At 31.5% G+C, this 19,199-nt stretch carries 15 protein-coding genes; 3 read left to right on the top strand and 12 right to left on the bottom strand.

Going from position 1 to position 19,199, the window contains the following annotated elements:
* Window positions 1-7: 7 nt before the first annotated feature.
* From B3R94_RS01920 to zupT, 10 genes are all read right to left on the bottom strand, one after another.
* On the bottom strand, window positions 8-313 hold the full coding sequence (locus B3R94_RS01920) for a helix-turn-helix domain-containing protein (protein WP_280051719.1): 306 nt from the start codon (window positions 311-313) through the stop codon (window positions 8-10).
* Window positions 314-501: 188 nt separating this feature from the next.
* Entirely contained in the window at window positions 502-1,167 is a 666-nt protein-coding gene (locus B3R94_RS01925; protein WP_280051720.1) for a hypothetical protein, read from the bottom strand.
* 15 nt (window positions 1,168-1,182) lie between these two features.
* Window positions 1,183-1,782, bottom strand: coding sequence for an ImmA/IrrE family metallo-endopeptidase (locus tag B3R94_RS01930; protein WP_291098246.1), 600 nt, complete (start codon window positions 1,780-1,782; stop codon window positions 1,183-1,185).
* A complete protein-coding gene (locus B3R94_RS01935) occupies window positions 1,766-3,244 on the bottom strand; it encodes a restriction endonuclease subunit S (RefSeq protein WP_291098248.1) in 1,479 nt (492 codons plus the stop codon). The genes B3R94_RS01930 and B3R94_RS01935 overlap by 17 nt, the downstream gene beginning before the upstream one ends.
* Window positions 3,237-4,853, bottom strand: a complete 1,617-nt coding sequence (locus B3R94_RS01940; protein WP_291098251.1) for an HsdM family class I SAM-dependent methyltransferase — start codon at window positions 4,851-4,853, stop codon at window positions 3,237-3,239. Before B3R94_RS01940 ends, B3R94_RS01935 begins: the two co-directional genes overlap by 8 nt.
* Window position 4,854: 1 nt before the next feature.
* On the bottom strand, window positions 4,855-7,935 hold the full coding sequence (locus B3R94_RS01945) for a type I restriction endonuclease subunit R (RefSeq protein WP_291098253.1): 3,081 nt from the start codon (window positions 7,933-7,935) through the stop codon (window positions 4,855-4,857).
* A gap of 245 nt (window positions 7,936-8,180) precedes the next feature.
* Window positions 8,181-8,867: a hypothetical protein gene (locus B3R94_RS01950; protein ID WP_280037701.1), complete on the bottom strand. Its 687-nt coding sequence runs from the start codon at window positions 8,865-8,867 to the stop codon at window positions 8,181-8,183.
* A 353-nt stretch (window positions 8,868-9,220) separates the two neighbouring features.
* Window positions 9,221-10,546, bottom strand: a complete 1,326-nt coding sequence (locus B3R94_RS01955) for a tyrosine-type recombinase/integrase (RefSeq protein ID WP_280037703.1) — start codon at window positions 10,544-10,546, stop codon at window positions 9,221-9,223.
* A 254-nt stretch (window positions 10,547-10,800) separates the two neighbouring features.
* Window positions 10,801-11,124 (bottom strand): hypothetical protein, encoded by a 324-nt coding sequence (locus B3R94_RS01960; protein WP_280037704.1) that lies wholly within the window; start codon window positions 11,122-11,124, stop codon window positions 10,801-10,803.
* A 153-nt stretch (window positions 11,125-11,277) separates the two neighbouring features.
* The gene (gene zupT / locus B3R94_RS01965) at window positions 11,278-12,060 is read right to left on the bottom strand and encodes a zinc transporter ZupT (protein ID WP_221856744.1); all 783 of its coding nucleotides are present in this window, start codon (window positions 12,058-12,060) and stop codon (window positions 11,278-11,280) included.
* A gap of 159 nt (window positions 12,061-12,219) precedes the next feature.
* Between zupT and B3R94_RS01970 the strand changes: the two genes are divergently transcribed.
* On the top strand, window positions 12,220-13,515 hold the full coding sequence (locus B3R94_RS01970; RefSeq protein ID WP_286479995.1) for a mechanosensitive ion channel family protein: 1,296 nt from the start codon (window positions 12,220-12,222) through the stop codon (window positions 13,513-13,515).
* Between the two features lie 15 nt (window positions 13,516-13,530).
* Here B3R94_RS01970 and B3R94_RS01975 read toward each other — a convergent pair whose 3' ends face one another.
* On the bottom strand, window positions 13,531-15,801 hold the full coding sequence (locus B3R94_RS01975) for a DUF2339 domain-containing protein (protein ID WP_291098260.1): 2,271 nt from the start codon (window positions 15,799-15,801) through the stop codon (window positions 13,531-13,533).
* A 117-nt stretch (window positions 15,802-15,918) separates the two neighbouring features.
* Here B3R94_RS01975 and porQ point away from each other — a divergent pair, with 117 nt between their 5' ends.
* Window positions 15,919-16,944, top strand: coding sequence for a type IX secretion system protein PorQ (gene porQ / locus B3R94_RS01980; RefSeq protein ID WP_280050350.1), 1,026 nt, complete (start codon window positions 15,919-15,921; stop codon window positions 16,942-16,944).
* 51 nt (window positions 16,945-16,995) lie between these two features.
* Window positions 16,996-17,682 (top strand): (d)CMP kinase, encoded by a 687-nt coding sequence (cmk, locus tag B3R94_RS01985; RefSeq protein WP_291098264.1) that lies wholly within the window; start codon window positions 16,996-16,998, stop codon window positions 17,680-17,682.
* Here cmk and B3R94_RS01990 read toward each other — a convergent pair.
* Complete coding sequence (locus B3R94_RS01990; protein ID WP_291098266.1) at window positions 17,672-18,601, bottom strand: glutaminase; 930 nt, start codon at window positions 18,599-18,601, stop codon at window positions 17,672-17,674. The genes cmk and B3R94_RS01990 overlap by 11 nt on opposite strands.
* Window positions 18,602-19,199 lie beyond the last annotated feature (598 nt).

A 19,199-nucleotide genomic window follows, 5' to 3' on the forward strand; every position in this document is an offset into this window, starting at 1 on the left:
GCTGTTGTCATTTTCTACTTCCTCTTTTTTTGGGTTGAACTTCGCTTGATTTTATTACCTCATCAATGGATTTGAATTCGTGTTTGTTTGGTTTTAAAACCTCAACCATTTCTTCTAATCCTCCAACAACAGACAAAATTTTTAGAAAAGAATCTAATGAAATCATTCCTTTTTGTTCAAACTTACGAAGCGTAGATAATGGCACACCAGATCTTTCTGCTAAACCTTCTTGGGTAAGATTCATTTGTAATCTCCTTTCACGAATGTTTTGAATCAATTTTTCTTGTACTTTCGAAAGTGATATAAATAACATAATAAGGGTATTTATGAATGTTATTAGTGGTTAAATAACATTATGGTATTACAAATATAAGGAATTATAATGAGATTTTTGCAAATTTATAATGGTAAAGTAAGCTTATGTATTGACAAAATAAGCTAAAAGTCAATTTATTAGTTGACTTTCTTAATATATTAATTGCGAAAAAAGCATAACTAGTATTACTCCAAACTATCATAAAATCGTTTGCTTTCAAACTCCGAATAATCTTGATAGGTTTTAAGATTGTCGTTGAGTTTTTTCAATTTTTGTAAACAATCAAGATACTGAGATTCTTCAAAAGTGTAGCAAACGTCTGAATGAAATTCGTAATCCGAAGAAGCTTTGAAACTACAAAAACTAACTGTTTTTTCTATCTGGTTTCTCTCAATTTTCATGTGTACATTAGAGCAGTCTATATATCCGCAACAATGAGAAAGACAGATCAAGTTCTCGTTCCTCTCTAATCTTGAAATATCCTGTCTTAATTCAATTATTTTTTCGTCAGATAAATTCAATTCGTTGGTGGCTAAAAATGGAGCTACAAGTAATTCAAAAGTTTGCTCAGAATGTAAACCAATCATCGGATGTTTTGGATCTACAGGCATTAAGTTTTCAGGGAAATTGTAATAAAATAGTGTTTCTTCACTTGTTGGATCTTGTGGGTGAACTCTAAAATAGTAAGAATCTTCCATGAATTCGCGAGCTTGCTCTTCGTTCTCAAAATTGACCTCAGCATGTTTACATGTAATAGAATCGTACAAAGGATTTCCATCAACCAACAATGTAATGATGATGTTATCTTCATTAGATTGTAAGCAGTAACTAAGTTGGTTGTAATATATCATTTATTGTTTTTTGTATTAGAACTTGGAGAACTCAAACCTAGCCAATTTCAATTGCTGTAATCGATAACGTAAAGCAGCTTCTGAAACTCCGTAACGTTTGGTTAATTGATTCCGTATTCCTACCCATATACCAAAAGTGAAATCATTTTTCACCAAAAGGAAATCTTGGATTTTATATCTACTTGCATTCGCTAAGATTGCCACAAAAGCAGGTTTTATTTTCTCTTCTGGCATTAGCAAACAGCTTGCGAAATAATTAGCTTCCCGTTCTATTGGATTTTGTTGGTGTCCTTCTTCTACAATATCATTGCTATTACAGAAAACTGAATTTTGATGCAATTGATGTTGTAAAAAATAATGCCCCAATTCGTGAGCTATTGTAAAATTCTTTCGTCCATGATTATCAATATTTTTATTAATCATGATATACACTTGGTTATTATTTCCTTTAGTGAGTGCTCCCACAAAATCAGTAGAAACAGAAGGAATCTCGCGTAACTTGATGTCTTCTGCGATCATAATTTCGTTGAAAACTTTAAAAACACCACCTCGTTTGACATGCTTTGTCAAAACATTATTAGCGATATGTTCTATCTCATTATTGATCTTCATCATCCATTGCATCGAAAATTTCTCTCAATACTACTTCGTCTATATCTCCACGTGCTGCAAGCTTTTGATTAGACAACCATAATGCAAAACGATTTTCTTTAATATCATCTTTTATCTTATAATCAACTGAAGGTTCCGCAACCATCGCCAATTGTTTTTCTGTGGCTTCGAGAGCCTCACCAACCGTCACTTGCCCATTCATCAGCATCGGTAACAACCAATCTCGGAGTTGGGCGAGTTCTTGGTTTTGTTTGAGGTTTTCTTGACGCTTTTTTTCGAACAATGAAATTTTATTATTGAATTTTTTAAGCAAATCAGAAGTTGGTTTAGCAATATCGTAAGCGGTTACAAAATCTTCAAACAAAAGGTTTTTAATTCCACTTGTTTTTCCTTCAAAACCAAATAAAATATTATTGTCATAAGCTCTATTCCAAGTCGAAAGAAAATAGTTTACTTCATCTTCATTTTTTAATGAAACAGCTTTACAGAAGTTAGAACAAATCAAAGGATTTTCGAAACGTTGCAATACTTCTTTAGTGATACAAGCAATTCTACCAGTTGATTGCGTTGGACTACCACCGGATATTTCTACAACAAAATCATTCTCTGATAAAAGTTTATGATTATTCTTTTCCAAAATATAACGTACAGGTGATTTTACATCTCCTTTTCCATTGATACCATTAATATCAGCTCCACGAATACATTCAACTTTTACAATGTAATTTCCTTGTTCCTCTTCCTTTCCCCAATCACCGCTTTTATCTGAATTAATAAATGATGAAAGATTCTTCACCTCCCATCCCTCAGGAATTTCACGTTTTAGCGTTGAGTTGTAGACCATTTTACCCCCAGAAGATTTATACGGTTTACCTTCTTCGTTAGGGAAATCAAACTGTACAAACCAATAATCGTACAGCGTTTTTGCCATGGCTTCCAACTCTGCATTGATTTTGTTGTTGACTTCTATTTTATCATCTAAGGCAGAAAGGACAGCTGCTATTTTTTGTTGGGTTGGTACATTTTCTTCTATATATATTTCAAAACTTTCTATAGTAGATTTAGAGACTTCTTTAAATGTTGTGCCTGTACCTAATTCTTGGATTTTAGAAATTTGTGTTTTTAACAAATAAAATAAATATTCATTATCAATTTTATCCTTTTTACAAACCATGTTTTTAAAACCTTGATTTGTAGCAGTCTCTTTTGTGCAAATACTCATTAGTCCAATAGGAGCTCGACTTGAAAATAGGATTGTACCTTTGGGTAATAAATTACCTCCAATTGAATTTAGTCCTTTTTCTGTTATATTTCTTTCACCTCTATTAATATATTTGGTCTTTTGATCAGAAATATCCTTAGGAGTAATCCAAGAAATATGACCATCGAAATTTTCTGATACAGAAGTAGATGGTGTAGAACCATTAAATATATCAACTATATCCTTTATCTTAACCTTAATCATACTTCAATCCTTTTAATTGTTTCTGAATTTCTTGGTCTAAGGCGTTTCCTTCTGCAAATAAAGTAGCTAAACGCGTTTCGAAATCGTTCATTTTTTGTTGGAACTCTTCGGGTGTGATGTCCACATATTCAATCTTTACCTCAAAGTATTGTCCTGCTGAGAACGAATAATTTTTGGCGATGATGTCTTCTTTCGTAACCACCACGCTTAAATCTTCTACCGCTTGTTTGTTGTTAAATGTTGCAACAATTTTAGCTTCTTCCTCAGGCGTTAAAACGGTGCGTTGGTTTTTTCCTTCTTTTATAGTTTCACCTAATTTAGAAGCGTCCATCAACACAATATGTTCGTTGTCTGCTTTTTTATCTAAAAACAAAACCGAAACATTGGTACCCGTACTCGCAAATATATTACTCGGCATACTTACCACACCACGTAACCAACCGTTGGCAATCAATCGTTCACGTATTTTTTTCTCAATACCACTTTGTGCGGTGATAAATCCTGTTGGCACAACAATAGCTGCCTGTCCGTCATCAGACAAACTGTACATGATGTGTTGAATAAATAGCAAGTAAATTGCCATCGATTCTTTCTTCGCTTTCGGCACATTCGGAATTCCTGCAAAAAAACGTTGCTTAAAAGCGTCTTTCTCTAAATCTTCTCTAAAATCTGAAAAATCTAACTTAAACGGCGGATTCGAAACGATATAATCAAATTTTGTATCCAAATAAGTAGGTTGAGCAATCGTATTAGTTTTGATGATATTCGGGATCGAGTGCGTTAGATCGTTCAAAACCAAATTCAGTCGCAACATATTACTCGATTTCTGAGAAATATCTTCCGAATAAATGGTACAATTTTTCTCTCCAATTTGATGCGCCAAACTCATTAATAACGTTCCCGATCCCGCACTCGGATCGTAGCATTTAACGCCTTTTACAGGTTCTGGCACAAGAATTTGAGCCATAATACGTGCAACTGCGTGCGGTGTGTAATATTCGGCATATTTACCGCCAGAATCGGTGTTATAATCTTTGATTAAATATTCGAAAATAGTGGCAAAGAAATCGTATTTCTGTTCGAACATTTCCTCAAAAGAAAACTCAAACAATTTATTGATTAAGGCTTTTGCAAACGCATCTCGTTGCGAAGAATCTGAGATAAACTGCGTTAATTCATCAAACAACGTATCTTTTGCTCCAGAGAATGATTTTACAGAAAATACATCCGCATTTTCTATGGAAATCTGACGGAGAGTATCATCAAAAGTCTTCGCAAAATCATCACTGTTTTGTATGGCAAACAAATGCGAAATCAAATGATCGGGCGCTAAACGCGGAATATTAGGATCTAATCCTGCTAATAAAAATTGATAATCGTCTTCGCTTAACGCGCGTAATGCCTGAGAGAAATTCTCAGCATCTGCCAAAGCTGGCATTTCTTGTTTTACAGCATAACGAAATTTATCATTCAAGAATTTATACAAAAATACTTGTGTGATGATCTTAAATTCGTTTCCGTCGTTCCCTAATCCATAATTCGCACAAACACTTTTTAGATTATCAATTAAGTCTTTGGTGTGTGTGATGAATTTTATATCGTGTGTCATTTTATCGTTGTTGATATTGTTGGATGTATTCTTTCGAAATCAACTGATTAATCATTTTAGTTGTTTCGAAATCCAAATCCATTTTTTCGTTCTTTTTAAATTCTTGTACCACCAATTGCAGTAAGTATCGGTTGAAATACGCTTCGTTTTTCAATAAATCTTCTTGTGTATTCATGGTATTATCAACCTGTTCTTTTACTTGCATTAATGCTCGGTGCAATTGTATTTCTTTAGCGTTTAGTGTTCCTTTCTCGCTTAGACGTTTATGGATGCGTGCATACTTTTCGTCGTTTTCGTATTTTACTTTTAACAAAGCATTTTTACGATTTAACTCTTTTGCTTCGTTGTAAATTTTTTCGAGTAAATGCTTATTGGCAATCATTTCTTCTTGCGAAACTTCACTCAGGTTTTTCTTTTTGAAGATACGCTCCAATTCTTCGCGCAAAGATACAAATTCGGGATCAGAAGGATCAAAATTTGTTTGCAAGGATTCCCTTGTTTTACGTAAAACATCTTTGAATTCATCAGCCAAAACCAATTCGCTTTCGTCCACTTTTACAAACTGAAAAATAATATCTTCTAAAGCGGTATCCAGAATATTTCTGTTTTCAGATTCGTTCCCAATACTTTCCAGATAGTTTAAATTATCTAATCGGTTCTGGGTTTCAATCAACAATCGATTCAGTAATTCAAAATCAGCAGCGGTTTTTAAACTTTCGTAGTTGTTTAAGGCGATCAAGTTTTTTAACTCTTTAGCCGTTCGTAAAGCTTTTACTAATTCCAAAAGCTCTTTTTTATCGTTAATCTGCGCTAATTGTTGCGAGAAAAGCTCACGATTTTGTGTATCGTACTTAAAAAGAATTTCCTTTATTTCGTCTATTTCTTGTTTAATTTCCTCTTCGGATTTGAACAAATGCGAATACATTTCCATCTCGTCACCCAATTGATCTTGCAATTCATCAAAATACAAACGATTGGTACGATCAAAAGCTTTAGAAATGTCAGCAAAATCAACCACATATCCGTAACGATAATCTTTGTACGGACGATTGACTCTGGTAAGTGTTTGCAATAAGTTATGATCCTGAATAACACGAGCCAAATATAGTTTCTTCAAGCGTTTTGCATCAAAACCTGTCAGTAACATATTGTACACAAATAACACATCTACATGACCTTTTTTATAAGCTTTGATGAGATCTTTGCGTATTGTTTTGTCGTTTTCATCGTGTAAAATTAAAGCTGCCGTCAATTTTGGCGTTTCGGTATTACCATATTTTTCCGTTGGTTCTGCTGCCATCAAAATACTCGCATCAATTTCTTGTTTACCGTATTTTTCTTCAAACAAACGGAACAATTCTTTGGCTTGATCGGCGGAATCACAAACCACCATTCCACCTAAACTATGATCACGTTGAACTTTTTTAAACTGAATTAAATCATTAGCGATATACTCTAAAAGTGGTGCTGCAAACTTCGGATGTTTGTAAATCTCTTTGGTAGAAATATCGCCTTTTAGGAGTTTAATTTCATCCATTACAGACTTCATCTGCATCTTAAACTGTCCTTCAATTTGCTCACGAATCAAACGCAACGTATAGCCATCGGCGATGGACATATTGTAGTAATACTTATGAATATAATTTCCAAATAATAATTTGGAATCATAATCTTTAGCGACTTCTTTCAACAAAGGCGTTCCCGTTAAAGCAATTTTGATAGCGTTTCTATCTGAATTAATCAGATTCGCTAAATAATTACCTTTCGGATTGTAGGAACGGTGCGCTTCATCTAAGAAATACACTCGTTGAATATTGATGTCGTACTCTAAATTTTGAATAACTGTCGCATCTTCCGAAAATTTCTGAATATTAACCACCGTAATTTCAGGAACACCGCTATCATTGTGGATAGCTCCAACAGTTTGTAAATCTTTGGTGAATTCCGATTTAGAATTAACCGTGTTTACCTTTAATCCACGATTCGCAAATTCACTCGAAGCCTGAATTAGTAAATCGATACGATCTACAATAAAATAGAACTTCGGAATGATTTGTTTCTTCGCAAAATAATGCGTCAAATGTTTTACATTGTAATACGCCAACGCTGTTTTACCAGAACCTTGGGTATGCCAAATGATTCCTTTGTTTTGTCCTGCTTCTAACTTTGCAACAATGGCTTTTGTAGCAAAAATCTGTGGATAACGCATGATGTTTTTTTGGTAAGATATTTTACCTGTATTTTCATCTTCATCCTCCACATACGTAATTGAAAATTGAAGTATAAAAGCCAAACGTTCTTTGCTAAATAAAGAAGTTAGAATTCGGTTTGTTGGTGTGTTTTCGCCTTTGTTGGTAATAAACTCTGGACTATGTTTGATGACGCTTATATTGTTATCTTTCAGAATTTTATTTTCCTGTTCATCAGAGAGTGCAATTAACCTTTGTTGAACTGGATAATCCAAATCTTCTCTAAAGTAATTGAACGAAACACTTCCATAGTTTGTAGTGCCATAATAAGCTCCGAAAATAGGTTCTACAATTCCGTCTTCATATTCCATATTATTAGAAAATACCAACAATTGAGAGATGTTTACAAATCGACGGAAATGTTTATTTTTAAATCGTGTTTCAATTCTATTTCGTTCCGCAATAACCCCTTCTTTGTTATGAGGTTTTTTTACCTCAATAATAGACAAAGGCATTCCGTTAATTAAAACCGCAATATCTGGGCGGAACTCTTCATCACCAGCTTTGTATGTTAACTCTGTGGTGATATGAAAATCATTGTTGTTGAAGTTTGTGAAGTCTATTAATTTAATTCCTGAAGTTGCAGTTAAACGTTCGTAGAATTTCTTCCCAAGATCTTCGTAATCCAACTCTAAGTTAATTTCATCTAAAACTCGTTTCGCTTCTTCTTCAGTAATTTCGTTAATCGTTGCAATTTTCGGAATGAAAATATCTGGAAATATATTATTCTCTTCTAATCGATCTTGTTTGTTTTGTGGTATATATTGATAGCCTAATCGCATCAAGTGCAAAAGGGCAGGAATTTTCACTCGTGAATCTTCGTTGAATTTCATTCGTTAGTCTTAATAGTAATTGTAAATATACCAAAAAGAAGTACTCGAAAATTACCATACCACAAAAGTGTTCGACTTTAAAATTTCAATACGTGATATATAGATCTTAATACTATACTGAAAACCAGCTCGTAAGACTGTTATAAGTGGGCTTAAATTTTCATTTAAGAAATAGAGATAGTTATCAATCAATTATTTATATAAAGAAATTTAATAAAATTTAAAAAACCAGAAAAGAATAGATGTTATGTAACATTTAAGCGTTTTTTTACAGGAAGAAAAGTGGGAATTATTCCACCTAATCTATCTACGCCTTTACCTATGTAATTTCTGTTGGCGTAATCAGAAATCATTTCCTCGACGTATATAATTGTTCTTTGACATCCAGAAGAATCGGTGAAAATTTCATCTGAAATATAAAAATGATTATATAATAATTCTTCTATCTTTTTTCTAATCTCTCCAATAGATAGATTACCGCGCTTAAGACCTAGATGTAAATGAAAATGATTGACATTTTTTTCTTCTTTTTCAATTACATAATAAAGATCCATGCCAAGTTTTTTAAAAATAGTTCTGGCGATGAAATCGTTGTAATCGTAATCATAATTACCAAATTTAGCGACGTCGTCAGATTTTATATTAATTGATATGTTTGTATTGTAGGGATTCTGTATTTCTCTTTTTACTTCGGAATTATTTTTTTCAGAAATAGGTTTTGATACTGTTTTTTTCGGAGCTCTTTTCCTTTGAAATTTTTCAAGAAAATTTAAATCTATTAAATATTCATCCAAATTTTTTTTATTTATTATCCTCTTAACAGCAATATCGTTCTTAATAAATAATTCTTTTACTCTTCTTCTTAATTGTCTTAAACCAAGATCAAGGAGTTTATTTTCGATTATATATTTTATGTTTTTAAAATTTTTCATAATTAATAGTAGCACTTGTTATATGGGCATAATGCGCCCAAAGCCTATATATATGTACCAACCAAAAAATAAAAAGTCAAGTTTTGATTAAAATAAAAAGAGAAATAATTTATAATAAATTGATTTTCAGTGAAATATTTTTAAAAAAAATATTCTGTAAATGATATTATGATGAGGTAATGATGCTTATGTCCCATTAAAATAAAGTTGGATTTGCTAGTTAAAATATTGAAAAAGATCTTTTTTCGGAACAAAAAAAATAAAAAAAATTAAGGAAGTACTTGGTGGTGTATTTTAAGATACAGTGAGGGAGGGTAGAAATAAGGGGATACGTAGGTACCCCCTACCTGTCTTTAATAAATATTTAATGATTCTAGTTTTTCTTTTACAGAATTAGCTTTTTCAAATTTTGAACTTCTGATATAATTCTCTAACGTTTTAATAGAAGAATGTCCGCTGATTGCGCTTAAATCTGAAAGAGGTATTGATTTCTTAGCTAGATTTGTAAACAAGGAACGGCGCGAGGTATGTGAGCTCACTAATTCATATTTAAAATAATTTCCAATAACTTTTCGTTTTCGTTTATTTTTTCCTTTACCTGTGACAACAAATTTGCTTCCTGAAACAAGTTCATTTATTCCAGCAAGTTCACAGACTTCTTTGATGTACTTATTGTATTTTACTTCACTAATTACTTTTGGTAAATTTCCGTTATTAAGTGATAATATTTCTTTTACAGGATTAAATACTGGAATAACAACATCAGTGTGAGTTTTGATTGTTTTCGTTTCTATGAAGCCGTTTTTGAACTTATCAATTGTTAAAGCAAAGAGATCTGAGATTCTTAATCCAGTATGTAGCTGAATTATAAACCACCTTCGTGCATTCTCTAAATATTTTTTATTTTGAGGAACAAAAAGATTGTAGATAAGGTTTATTTCATCATCATTGAGGTATATTTCGTTTGTTTGAACTCCAGAAAATTTGAAATTACCAATTAAGTAATCTTCATGAAGTTTTATAGATTTTGATTTCGCATAATTTAATATTGCTTTAAATTTATTCGTGTTTGTGTCTATTGAGTTTGTTCCTAATTTTGCTTCACTCTCTTGATATTTGATATAGTCTTCAAAAATTTTCGAGTCAATTTCTTGTAATTTGAAGTCTTTTTGATTCTGGTGAATCAAGAATGCTCTCCAGTAGTTAATCATAGTTGTATATCCCTTAATTGTGTTTTGCGAAAGATTTTTGCCGTTCTTAGCTTGTCCTTCAATTTTTTTATTGGTGGAGATATAATGGTTATAATAGTCTATAAAGTATGGTTCATCATCAATTTTGTCTTTATTTTGATTAGGATTCTCAAAACCAAAAAAATCGTAATATTTTTCACGCAACCATTTTGAAGTAAGCTTGTTGTTCTTTATTTCTGGAGAGTATATTTCCTCCTGAATAAATTGAGAGAATAGAATTACTGAATTGTTTACTTCTAATGATTTTTTGTAATCTTTTTCAGTTCTTTTATATCTAAAAGATTGACTAAAATTATCCCACTTGTTAAGGTCTAATACAATATGATTTAATGTTATTTTGATGTCAACATTATTGGCATGTCGAATTCTATATACCAACTTACTTCCAGATTTAGCTTCCTGAACTTTAAATTTTCCAATTACTATCATAATTAAATTTTTATGTTAAATTTTGAAGAGTAAGAAATCAAAAAAATTACCATATTTATTACCATGATAATCTTTTCAACAGCTTTCATATTGTTTCATATTAATTCATGACAAATCAAGAATTCCTTTATGACAAAGGATTATAAAGGAGTACGTTTGTCAGTGAAATTTTAATTAGGACCTCTAATTTTCTTAAAGAATGTTCCCACTCCGAGTACTAAGCAAAAGCTCGAAACATTAGTTTCGAGCTTTTTTTATTTACATTCTCCTTCTTGTATAATTTTTACTTCAAATTTTCGGGCTCTATCATCTATAAAAGTAGCTTCATTTTTATAAAACTCAGGAAGTTTGTAATGTGTATTATCCAGCCAACCACCATTTGGCCAATCAATTTTATGTAAATAATTATTTTTCGCAGTTATAGTTAATCGATATGTCTTGGTTGATTTGTTCGTTATAACCTTGACATTCGCACAATATTTTCCATCTTCAATGTGATCATTTATGTTGTGAAAATCTGAAGATGACGAACAACTATAAATGATAGTAAAGCAAAAAAGTAAAACTATATTTTTCATAATCTTTCTATTTAATCTTCGCTTAACAATCTAATGATATTCTGTTAAGCTTTGAGTTTTATTTACTGTATACATTTGCAGTAACAAAATCCTCATGTGTTAATTTATATCATTTCTCAAAATTACTTCTCTTTTCGGGAAGTTTTTTTGTTTTTACATAAAAAGTAAAAGACTAACAGCCATTACAAACATTCCGATTACAATTCCGTAAGTTGATAATTTTTTTCCAGCGTATTCGTTAGCGGTCGGAATTAATTCATTAATCGAAATATAAACCATCATACCTGCGACACTTGCGAAGATTGCTCCGAAAATTGATTCATCAAAAAATTGTAACAATACAAAATAGCCAATTAATGCGCCAATAGGTTCTGTTAATCCTGATAAAAAGGAATATAGAAATGCTTTTTTTCTATTCTTTGTAGCGTAATAGATTGGTATAGCAACGGCGATTCCTTCTGGAATATTATGAATAGCAATAGCTGAAGCTATAGAAATTCCGTAAGTTGGATTTTCTAATGCTGACAAAAAAGTTGCTAATCCTTCAGGGAAATTATGAATTGATAAAGCTAAAGCAGAAAACAAACCCAAACGCAATAATTTCTGATCGTTTGTCTCTGTTTTATTTTCATCGCAATGATGATGAGGCAATATTTTATCGATTAAAATGATGATTAAAATTCCTGCAAAAAATCCCAATAATGTATAAGTGTAACCTAATTTTTCTCCAAAAACACTTGATAATGATAATTTAGCTTTTGTTAAAATTTCTACAAAGGAGACATAAAGCATTACTCCTGCTGAAATTCCCAACATTACGCCTAAGAATTTTGGATTGAATTTTTTGTATAATAAACATAAAATACTTCCAATTCCAGTGCTAATTCCGGCAAGAAAAGTTAAACTAAAAGCAAATATTAACGGATTTGAAAACATTAATTTTAATAATTAAGTTAGATTAATCTAACAAATATAATCTTTTCATTGTTTTGAATCAAGATAAATTAAGAAACCAACAAATTTCAATGTAATTTATCAGTTGTTATAAATTATGAAAAGGATAAACTTATTTTTGTTCTATTAGTTTTTATTCAGATGGAACTTTTAGACGAAAATATTCAAAGCGATGTGTATCGCTCAATGCTCGAAATGATTGCCAAATTGGGATTATCGAGTTATTCTACCACAATAATGACAACAATTGTTCTATCAATTTTGTTAGTTATTATATTGTATGCGATCGATTTTTTATTACGAAAAGTGTTACTACTCGTTTTAACCAACTTTATCGCAAAAAGTAAAACCAAGATTGATGATTTATTGATCAAGAATAGAGTTTTGCAATTTGCAACACACATTGTTCCTGTAATTGTCGCCAAAGAAGCAATTCCACTTATCTTCAAAGGATTTCCGAATTGGATCAAAATTGCGATGCAAATAACAGATGTTGCATTGGTAATTGCTGTTGGACTGTTGTTTAATGCAATTTTTAAAGCGTTCAGAGACTTTCTTCGAGGTAATAAATCTTTTTCGGATAAACCAATTGATAGTTATCTGCAAGTGATGAATATTTTGGTTTTCTTTGTTTGCGGAATTCTAATTTTTTCGATTGCGACAGGGAAATCGCCTATTACATTTTTGGTTTCTTTGGGAGCGGCTTCGGCGGTTTTGATGTTGGTTTTTAAAGATTCGATATTAGGTTTTGTGGCGAGTATTCAGGTTTCGATGAATGATATGGTGCGCGTGGGTGATTGGATTGAAATGACGAAATATGGCGCAGATGGAACAGTTACCGAAATTAATTTAGGAACGGTAAAAGTTCAGAATTTTGATAAAACAATTACAACAATTCCGACGTATGCTTTAGTTTCAGATTCGTTTCGTAATTATCGCGGTATGCAAAATGCTGGTGGACGACGAATAAAACGTTCTATAAATATTAAAATGAATTCGATTCGATTTTTGACAGAAGAAGAAATTGAAGAATTGAAAAAAATCCGAATGTTACATGATTTTATTGTAGATAGAACGAATGAAATTAATCAATATAATGTCTCGAATAAAGTTGATCCAACGATTTTGGCGAATGGAAGACGAATGACGAATATTGGTCTTTTTCGACAGTATATCAAGACATATACCTATAATAGTCCAAAAATTAGAACAGATTTGATGTTCGAGGTTCGACAACTTCAACCAACCGAACACGGTTTGCCAATTGAACTATTTATGTTTACGAATACAACAGTTTGGAACGAATATGAAGTGATTATGGCTGATATTTTCGATCATATTATTGCGGTTGTTCCATATTTTCATTTAGAGATTTTCGAGTCACCTTCTTCGGATGATATGCGTGTAATTGCTGAAGCATTGAAAAGAAATAATTAACAAAGAAGCTGAACATTATTGTTCAGCTTCTTTGTTTTCGCTCGGTTTTTCCATCAAATTAACCATCAAATTTTTTAGTTTTTGATACATAAAAGAAGTTAATAAGATTAAAATTCCTAAAACAATAAAAGATATTATTCTGAAAATATTGCTCATTTCCCAAACATCAACGAAATATAATTTTAGAATAATCAATCCAAATAATATAATTCCAACAATAGGAAAACCTTTCAGTTGTTTTCTTAATCCGAAATAAATCAATACAAATCCTAAAACTGCCCAAATAATTGGCAATAATATCATTCGGAAAATATCGGCTTGATGCGAAAAATTAGATGAACTTTCGTCGAGTGTTATTAACATAAAACCATTGTATTTCTCGAAACTAATCACATAAACCAAGACAAACATGCTGATGATTTGTTTTGCTTTGGAGCTTTGGAAATCGCTACTTTTTACAACTAAATAAATAATGTAAGCGGTCGGAATGAGATAACTCAAATAAAGAAAATAACTACCGATGTTGTAATTTATTTTGCTTGGTAACAACGGAATTTCGGCAAACATTGGTAAAAATAGAATGCAAAAAGCCGTAGAAATTTGTAAAACAAGTTGCAAAGCATTTCCTAAATTTAGTTTTTCGCGCAGTGCTAAAACAAAAGCAATAAAGAATAATGTATAAATCAATACATAACTTACAATCATCATAAAGTTGAAATAAGGTTCGATTTGATAAATTAATTCGAACAAAATTCCTGTGTACATCAATAAAAGAGATGTTGAGATGAAAATAAATTTGGAATGATTGAGCTTAAAACCTAAAAATTGTTCTTCTGTTTCAAAATCTTTCATCAAATAAATATTTGCAATCGAACAAACTAAAGCAATAAAACTTGTGATGAAAACGTGATTGAAAATTACGACTAAATGTTTTTCAGTATCAATATAATCAAACCAATTGACGCATAAAGCAATCAATAAAAAAGGAAACATGGCAATGAAAAAGACTTTGAAAATATTTTCTTTACTTTTTTTCCAAAGAAACAGTAATAAGGTTGATTCAATCGCGAAACAAATCGAAACGACATTTGCTTTAAATTGTAAGGCAATTGTAGTTGTGATAAGCGCAATGCTCAAACCGATTAAGGTATTTTGTAATAAATTATTTTTAGATGTTTTGTAGATGTAAAATGCTCCGAAAGCGTTTATCAATCCAAATAAGAAAGCTATCAAACCATTATTATTTCCAACAATAAAATAATAAACCGAAGAAATTAAAACGGTTGATAAAATGGTATTGAAAATTAATAATAGACAATTCCAAACCGAAAATTCTCCTTTTTTGAAATAATTCAGCAAACTTGTTACCGTAAAAATAATGTAAAGCAAGCCAAAGAAAAGATATTGCGTTGAGGTTTTGGAATCGTCAATCCACGCAATACTATATATAAAGGTAAAAGCAAACGCGATAAATGAAATGATTTGCCAGTTTTTTCGCCAAGCCATGTAAAGCATACTCAAGTTTAGAATCGTTAAATAACCAAACAGAAATACAAAATTGCTTTCGCCTGTACTAATCATCAATGGAGCGGTAAAACCACCAATAATCGAGAAAATGGCTAAAACTTGTCGATTATATAACATCGCCATCACGATAGAAAAAATCGTCACAATTGTTAATAATCCAAAAGTGGTATTCTGAGAAAGTAAATGATATTCTCGGAAGGCGATGGTTAAGGTGAAATATAAAACGGTTAATCCACCTCCAATTAAGATGGAAGAAAAGATTTCAAAATTTTTCCGAATAAAATGAGCAATTCCAATAATTCCTAAACCAACTCCAATTCCAATCATTACTCGGAAAGTTTCGTTGATCCAATTTTGATCAATTGCATATTTTACGAAATAATCAATTCCCAGAACTAAGGTTACAATTCCGAAAATCGTCAAGAAATTGTCTTTGATAAATGCAATTGCATTGTTGAGATTTTTATCAAAACTGCTTTCAGTTGTTTGTCTTGGTGGAATTTCGTCAAAAATACGTTTTGGCGTTTCGATTTTATGATAGGAAACAACTTCTGGTTGAGGTTCAATTTTTTTCTCTTCAACTATTTTAGGTTGCTCAATAATTGGTTTTGATTCAGTTTTAATTTCTTTTGCATCCAATTGCTCTTGTAAATGCTTTAGCTTAGTTTCTTGATAATCAATTTGTTTTTTTAGTTTCGAAACTTTATTAAACAAAATAACAATCAATACGAATATAATAATGGCAATTAAAAATTCCATAAAGTGTTTTTTAGGTAAATTGAAGTTAAGCTTTTTTTCAGAAAGCCTAAAATTTTGTTTTGCATATACCAAAATCATTCTGTTTTCGTTATTCTACAAAATCTTTATTTTTGCTAAATGTTTAAAAAGCTAAGTACATTATTGTTTATCGCGCTATCGACTTCGATTTTTGCGCAAGATGGAACGCGTGTTTACGAGTTTTTGAACATTACAACTTCTCCACGTCAAGCGGCTTTGGGAGGAAATGCAGCAACTTCGTGGGATGCTGATCCCAATTCTTCTTTGTGGAATCCTGCGTTGATGAACCGAGAAATGCATGGTCAATTCGGAATCAATTACGTCAATTATATTGCGGATGTAGATTTCGGAACATTTTCGACGGTTTATGAAATCGATCAAGAAAATTTTGTTTCTGTTCATGGTCAATATGTTGATTACGGAAAATTAATTGGAACTGACGAAAATGGAAATGTGACAGGGAATTTCAAAGCAAATGATGCCGCAATTACAGTTGGTTATGCACGTGTTTTGGGCGATTATTGGACAGTAGGAGCAAATTTAAAATACATTAATTCTACAATAGAATCATATAAATCCTCGGCAATTGCTGGAGATATAGGTCTTTCGTACCACGATTTCGATAAAAATATCAATGTTTCGTTGGTTGTGCGCAATATCGGTCAACAAATTCAAACGTATAATGGCAAAAAAGAAGACATGCCAACGCAAGTTAATTTGGGGATTTCGCATCGATTAGAACATGTTCCGTTAGAATTTACGTTTTCTTTGCACGATTTGCAGAAGTTTGATATTTCTCAACCTTATAATAAAAACGGACAAGAAGTTTCTGCTGGAAGAAAAATGATTGATCACCTTTCGGTTGGTGCAGAATTATTTCCCGAATCTGATTTTAATATGCGTTTAGGGTATAATTTCAAACGTGGAAATGAATTAGCAGCCGAAGGAATTCGTTCTCTATCTGGCTTAACATATGGTTTTGGAATTCGTATAAATGCTTTTCGATTCGAGTTTAGTCATGCGAATTACCACAAATCTGGAGGTTCTAATCACTTTGGTTTGATTCTCAATTTAGACCGAATTATTCAAGGTCGAGATTATTGGAGAAGTAATCCTTGGTTATAAAAACTTTTCAAACAACTATAAAATCTTATCTTTGTCTTCAATTCTATATAGATGAAAGAAAATTTAATTATTGCAATCGACGGATATTCTTCTACAGGAAAAAGTTCGATGTCAAAAATTATTGCAAGAAATCTTGGTTATACACATATTGACAGTGGCGCAATGTATCGCGCTGTGACTTTGTATGCATTTCAACATCAGTATATTGTCGATAATAAAATTGATGAGCAAGCATTAATAATCAATTTATCTGACATTAAGATAGAATTTAAACAAGATCTTATAACTCAAAAGAATCTTACCTTTTTGAATGGTGAAAATGTAGAAGCTGATATTCGTACGATGGAAGTTTCTAAAATGGTTAGTCCAATTTCTGAGATTCCTGCTGTTCGCGATTATTGTGTAGCGCTTCAACAGCAAATGGGAGAAAAAGGAGGTATTGTGATGGATGGTCGCGATATTGGGACAACAGTTTTTCCAAATGCAGATATCAAAATTTTTGTTACAGCTTCACCAGAAGTTCGTGCGCAACGTCGCTTTTTAGAATATCAACAACAAGGGAAAAATATTTTTCTGGATGAGGTGTTGAAAAATGTGAACGAAAGAGATTATATAGATTCTCATCGCGCATATTCTCCACTTCGTAAAGCAGATGACGCAATAGAAGTTGATAATTCGAACATGAATTTAGAAGAAACGGTGAATAAAGTGATGGAGATTATCAATTCTAAAAAATAGAATCCTCTGTTGCGGTTGTAAATTCTTCCAGAAATTTCATTCCTCGGTAGGAGTTTCCTTTTAAGTTTAATTTAGGACTCCAAACTGAAACAATGTAATATTTGGGCATAATTGCAACAATTCCTCCGCCAACACCACTTTTTCCAGGTAATCCAACACGAAAAGCAAATTCACCAGATTCATCATAGAAACCGCAAGTTTGCATAATAGCGTTGATTCGTTTTGTTTGACTAATGTTTAAAACTTGATAATCATCAAATAAGTTTTTTCCTTTATTAGCCAAAAAAGAAAAAGTTTTACTCAACTCCATACACGACATTTCAATCGAGCAGATATAAACATACAAATCCAGAACATCTTCTGGAGAATTATGAATGTTGCCCAACGATTTTATAAAATTTGTCAAAGCTGTATTACGATAAGCGGTAGAAAACTCACTTTTTGCAATTTTATCAGAATATTGAATAGAATAATTACCAGAAACCTTTTTGATAAAATCTAAAAAATATGCTTTCGGATTATCGCAAATATCAATTAAGATGTCGCAAACCACTAAAGCGCCCGAATTAATAAATGGATTTCTAGGAATTCCTTTGTCAGTTTCTAATTGCAATAATGAATTAAAAGGCGTTCCCGAAGGTTCTACATCAACTCTTTCCCATATTTTCTCGCCAATTTCTCTATAAACTAAAGCCAAAAGCAACACTTTTGAAATACTTTGAATCGAGAATTTTTCTTCACAATCACCAAATCCAAATTGAAGTTGATCCGTAAACAATAAAGAAACTCCAAATTTCTTGCCGTCTATTTTAGATAATTCTGGTATATAGTTAGCTGTTTCACCTAAATTCTCTTCTTCAATTACTTTTAGGTAAATCTTATTTATTATCTCAAAATATTCTTTTTCTTTCGAAATCATCGCGCATATTATATATATAGTACGAATGTAAATCTTTTTTACACGTTAAACAAAATTAGAAGTTTATTTATTTTTTTAATTAAATGTATCCCGTTTCATGGAATTCCTCCTGAGTAGTTCCTTTAAAAGTATCCATTTTGCTTTTCTTTTTTGGAAGAAAAGTAAAACGTCAAATCATTTTCTGCGGTAAAAACGAAGTTTTAGAATCTAAAATCTAATATCTCACTTCTCACATCTAAAAAAAACAAAAAATATTTCCCATCGTACCAGCAACTTAAGGGAAGAATGTAAAATAAATGTAAAGTATGTTTGGAAGTTCGGAAAAATGGGTTGTATATTTGCAATCCCAATACGAAAGACGAGTAGTATTGAAATTGACATAGGGACTTATATAGCGGCAAAATTATTTTAAAAATAAATTTGTGAGTTTAGAAATAAGTTTTACTTTTGCAAACCGATTCCGAAAGGAGTTTGGGAGTGAAAGTAAGAATTGACTTATTGAAATAAAAACTTTAAAATTCATCAAAATAAATTTTGTTAGTTAAAAAATAAGTTTTACCTTTGCAACCGCAATTACCGAGAGGTTTTGCTAAGATGA

The sequence above is a fragment of the Empedobacter sp. UBA7611 genome, from assembly GCF_002484365.1.
Taxonomy (GTDB): Bacteria; Bacteroidota; Bacteroidia; order Flavobacteriales; family Weeksellaceae; genus Empedobacter; species Empedobacter falsenii_B.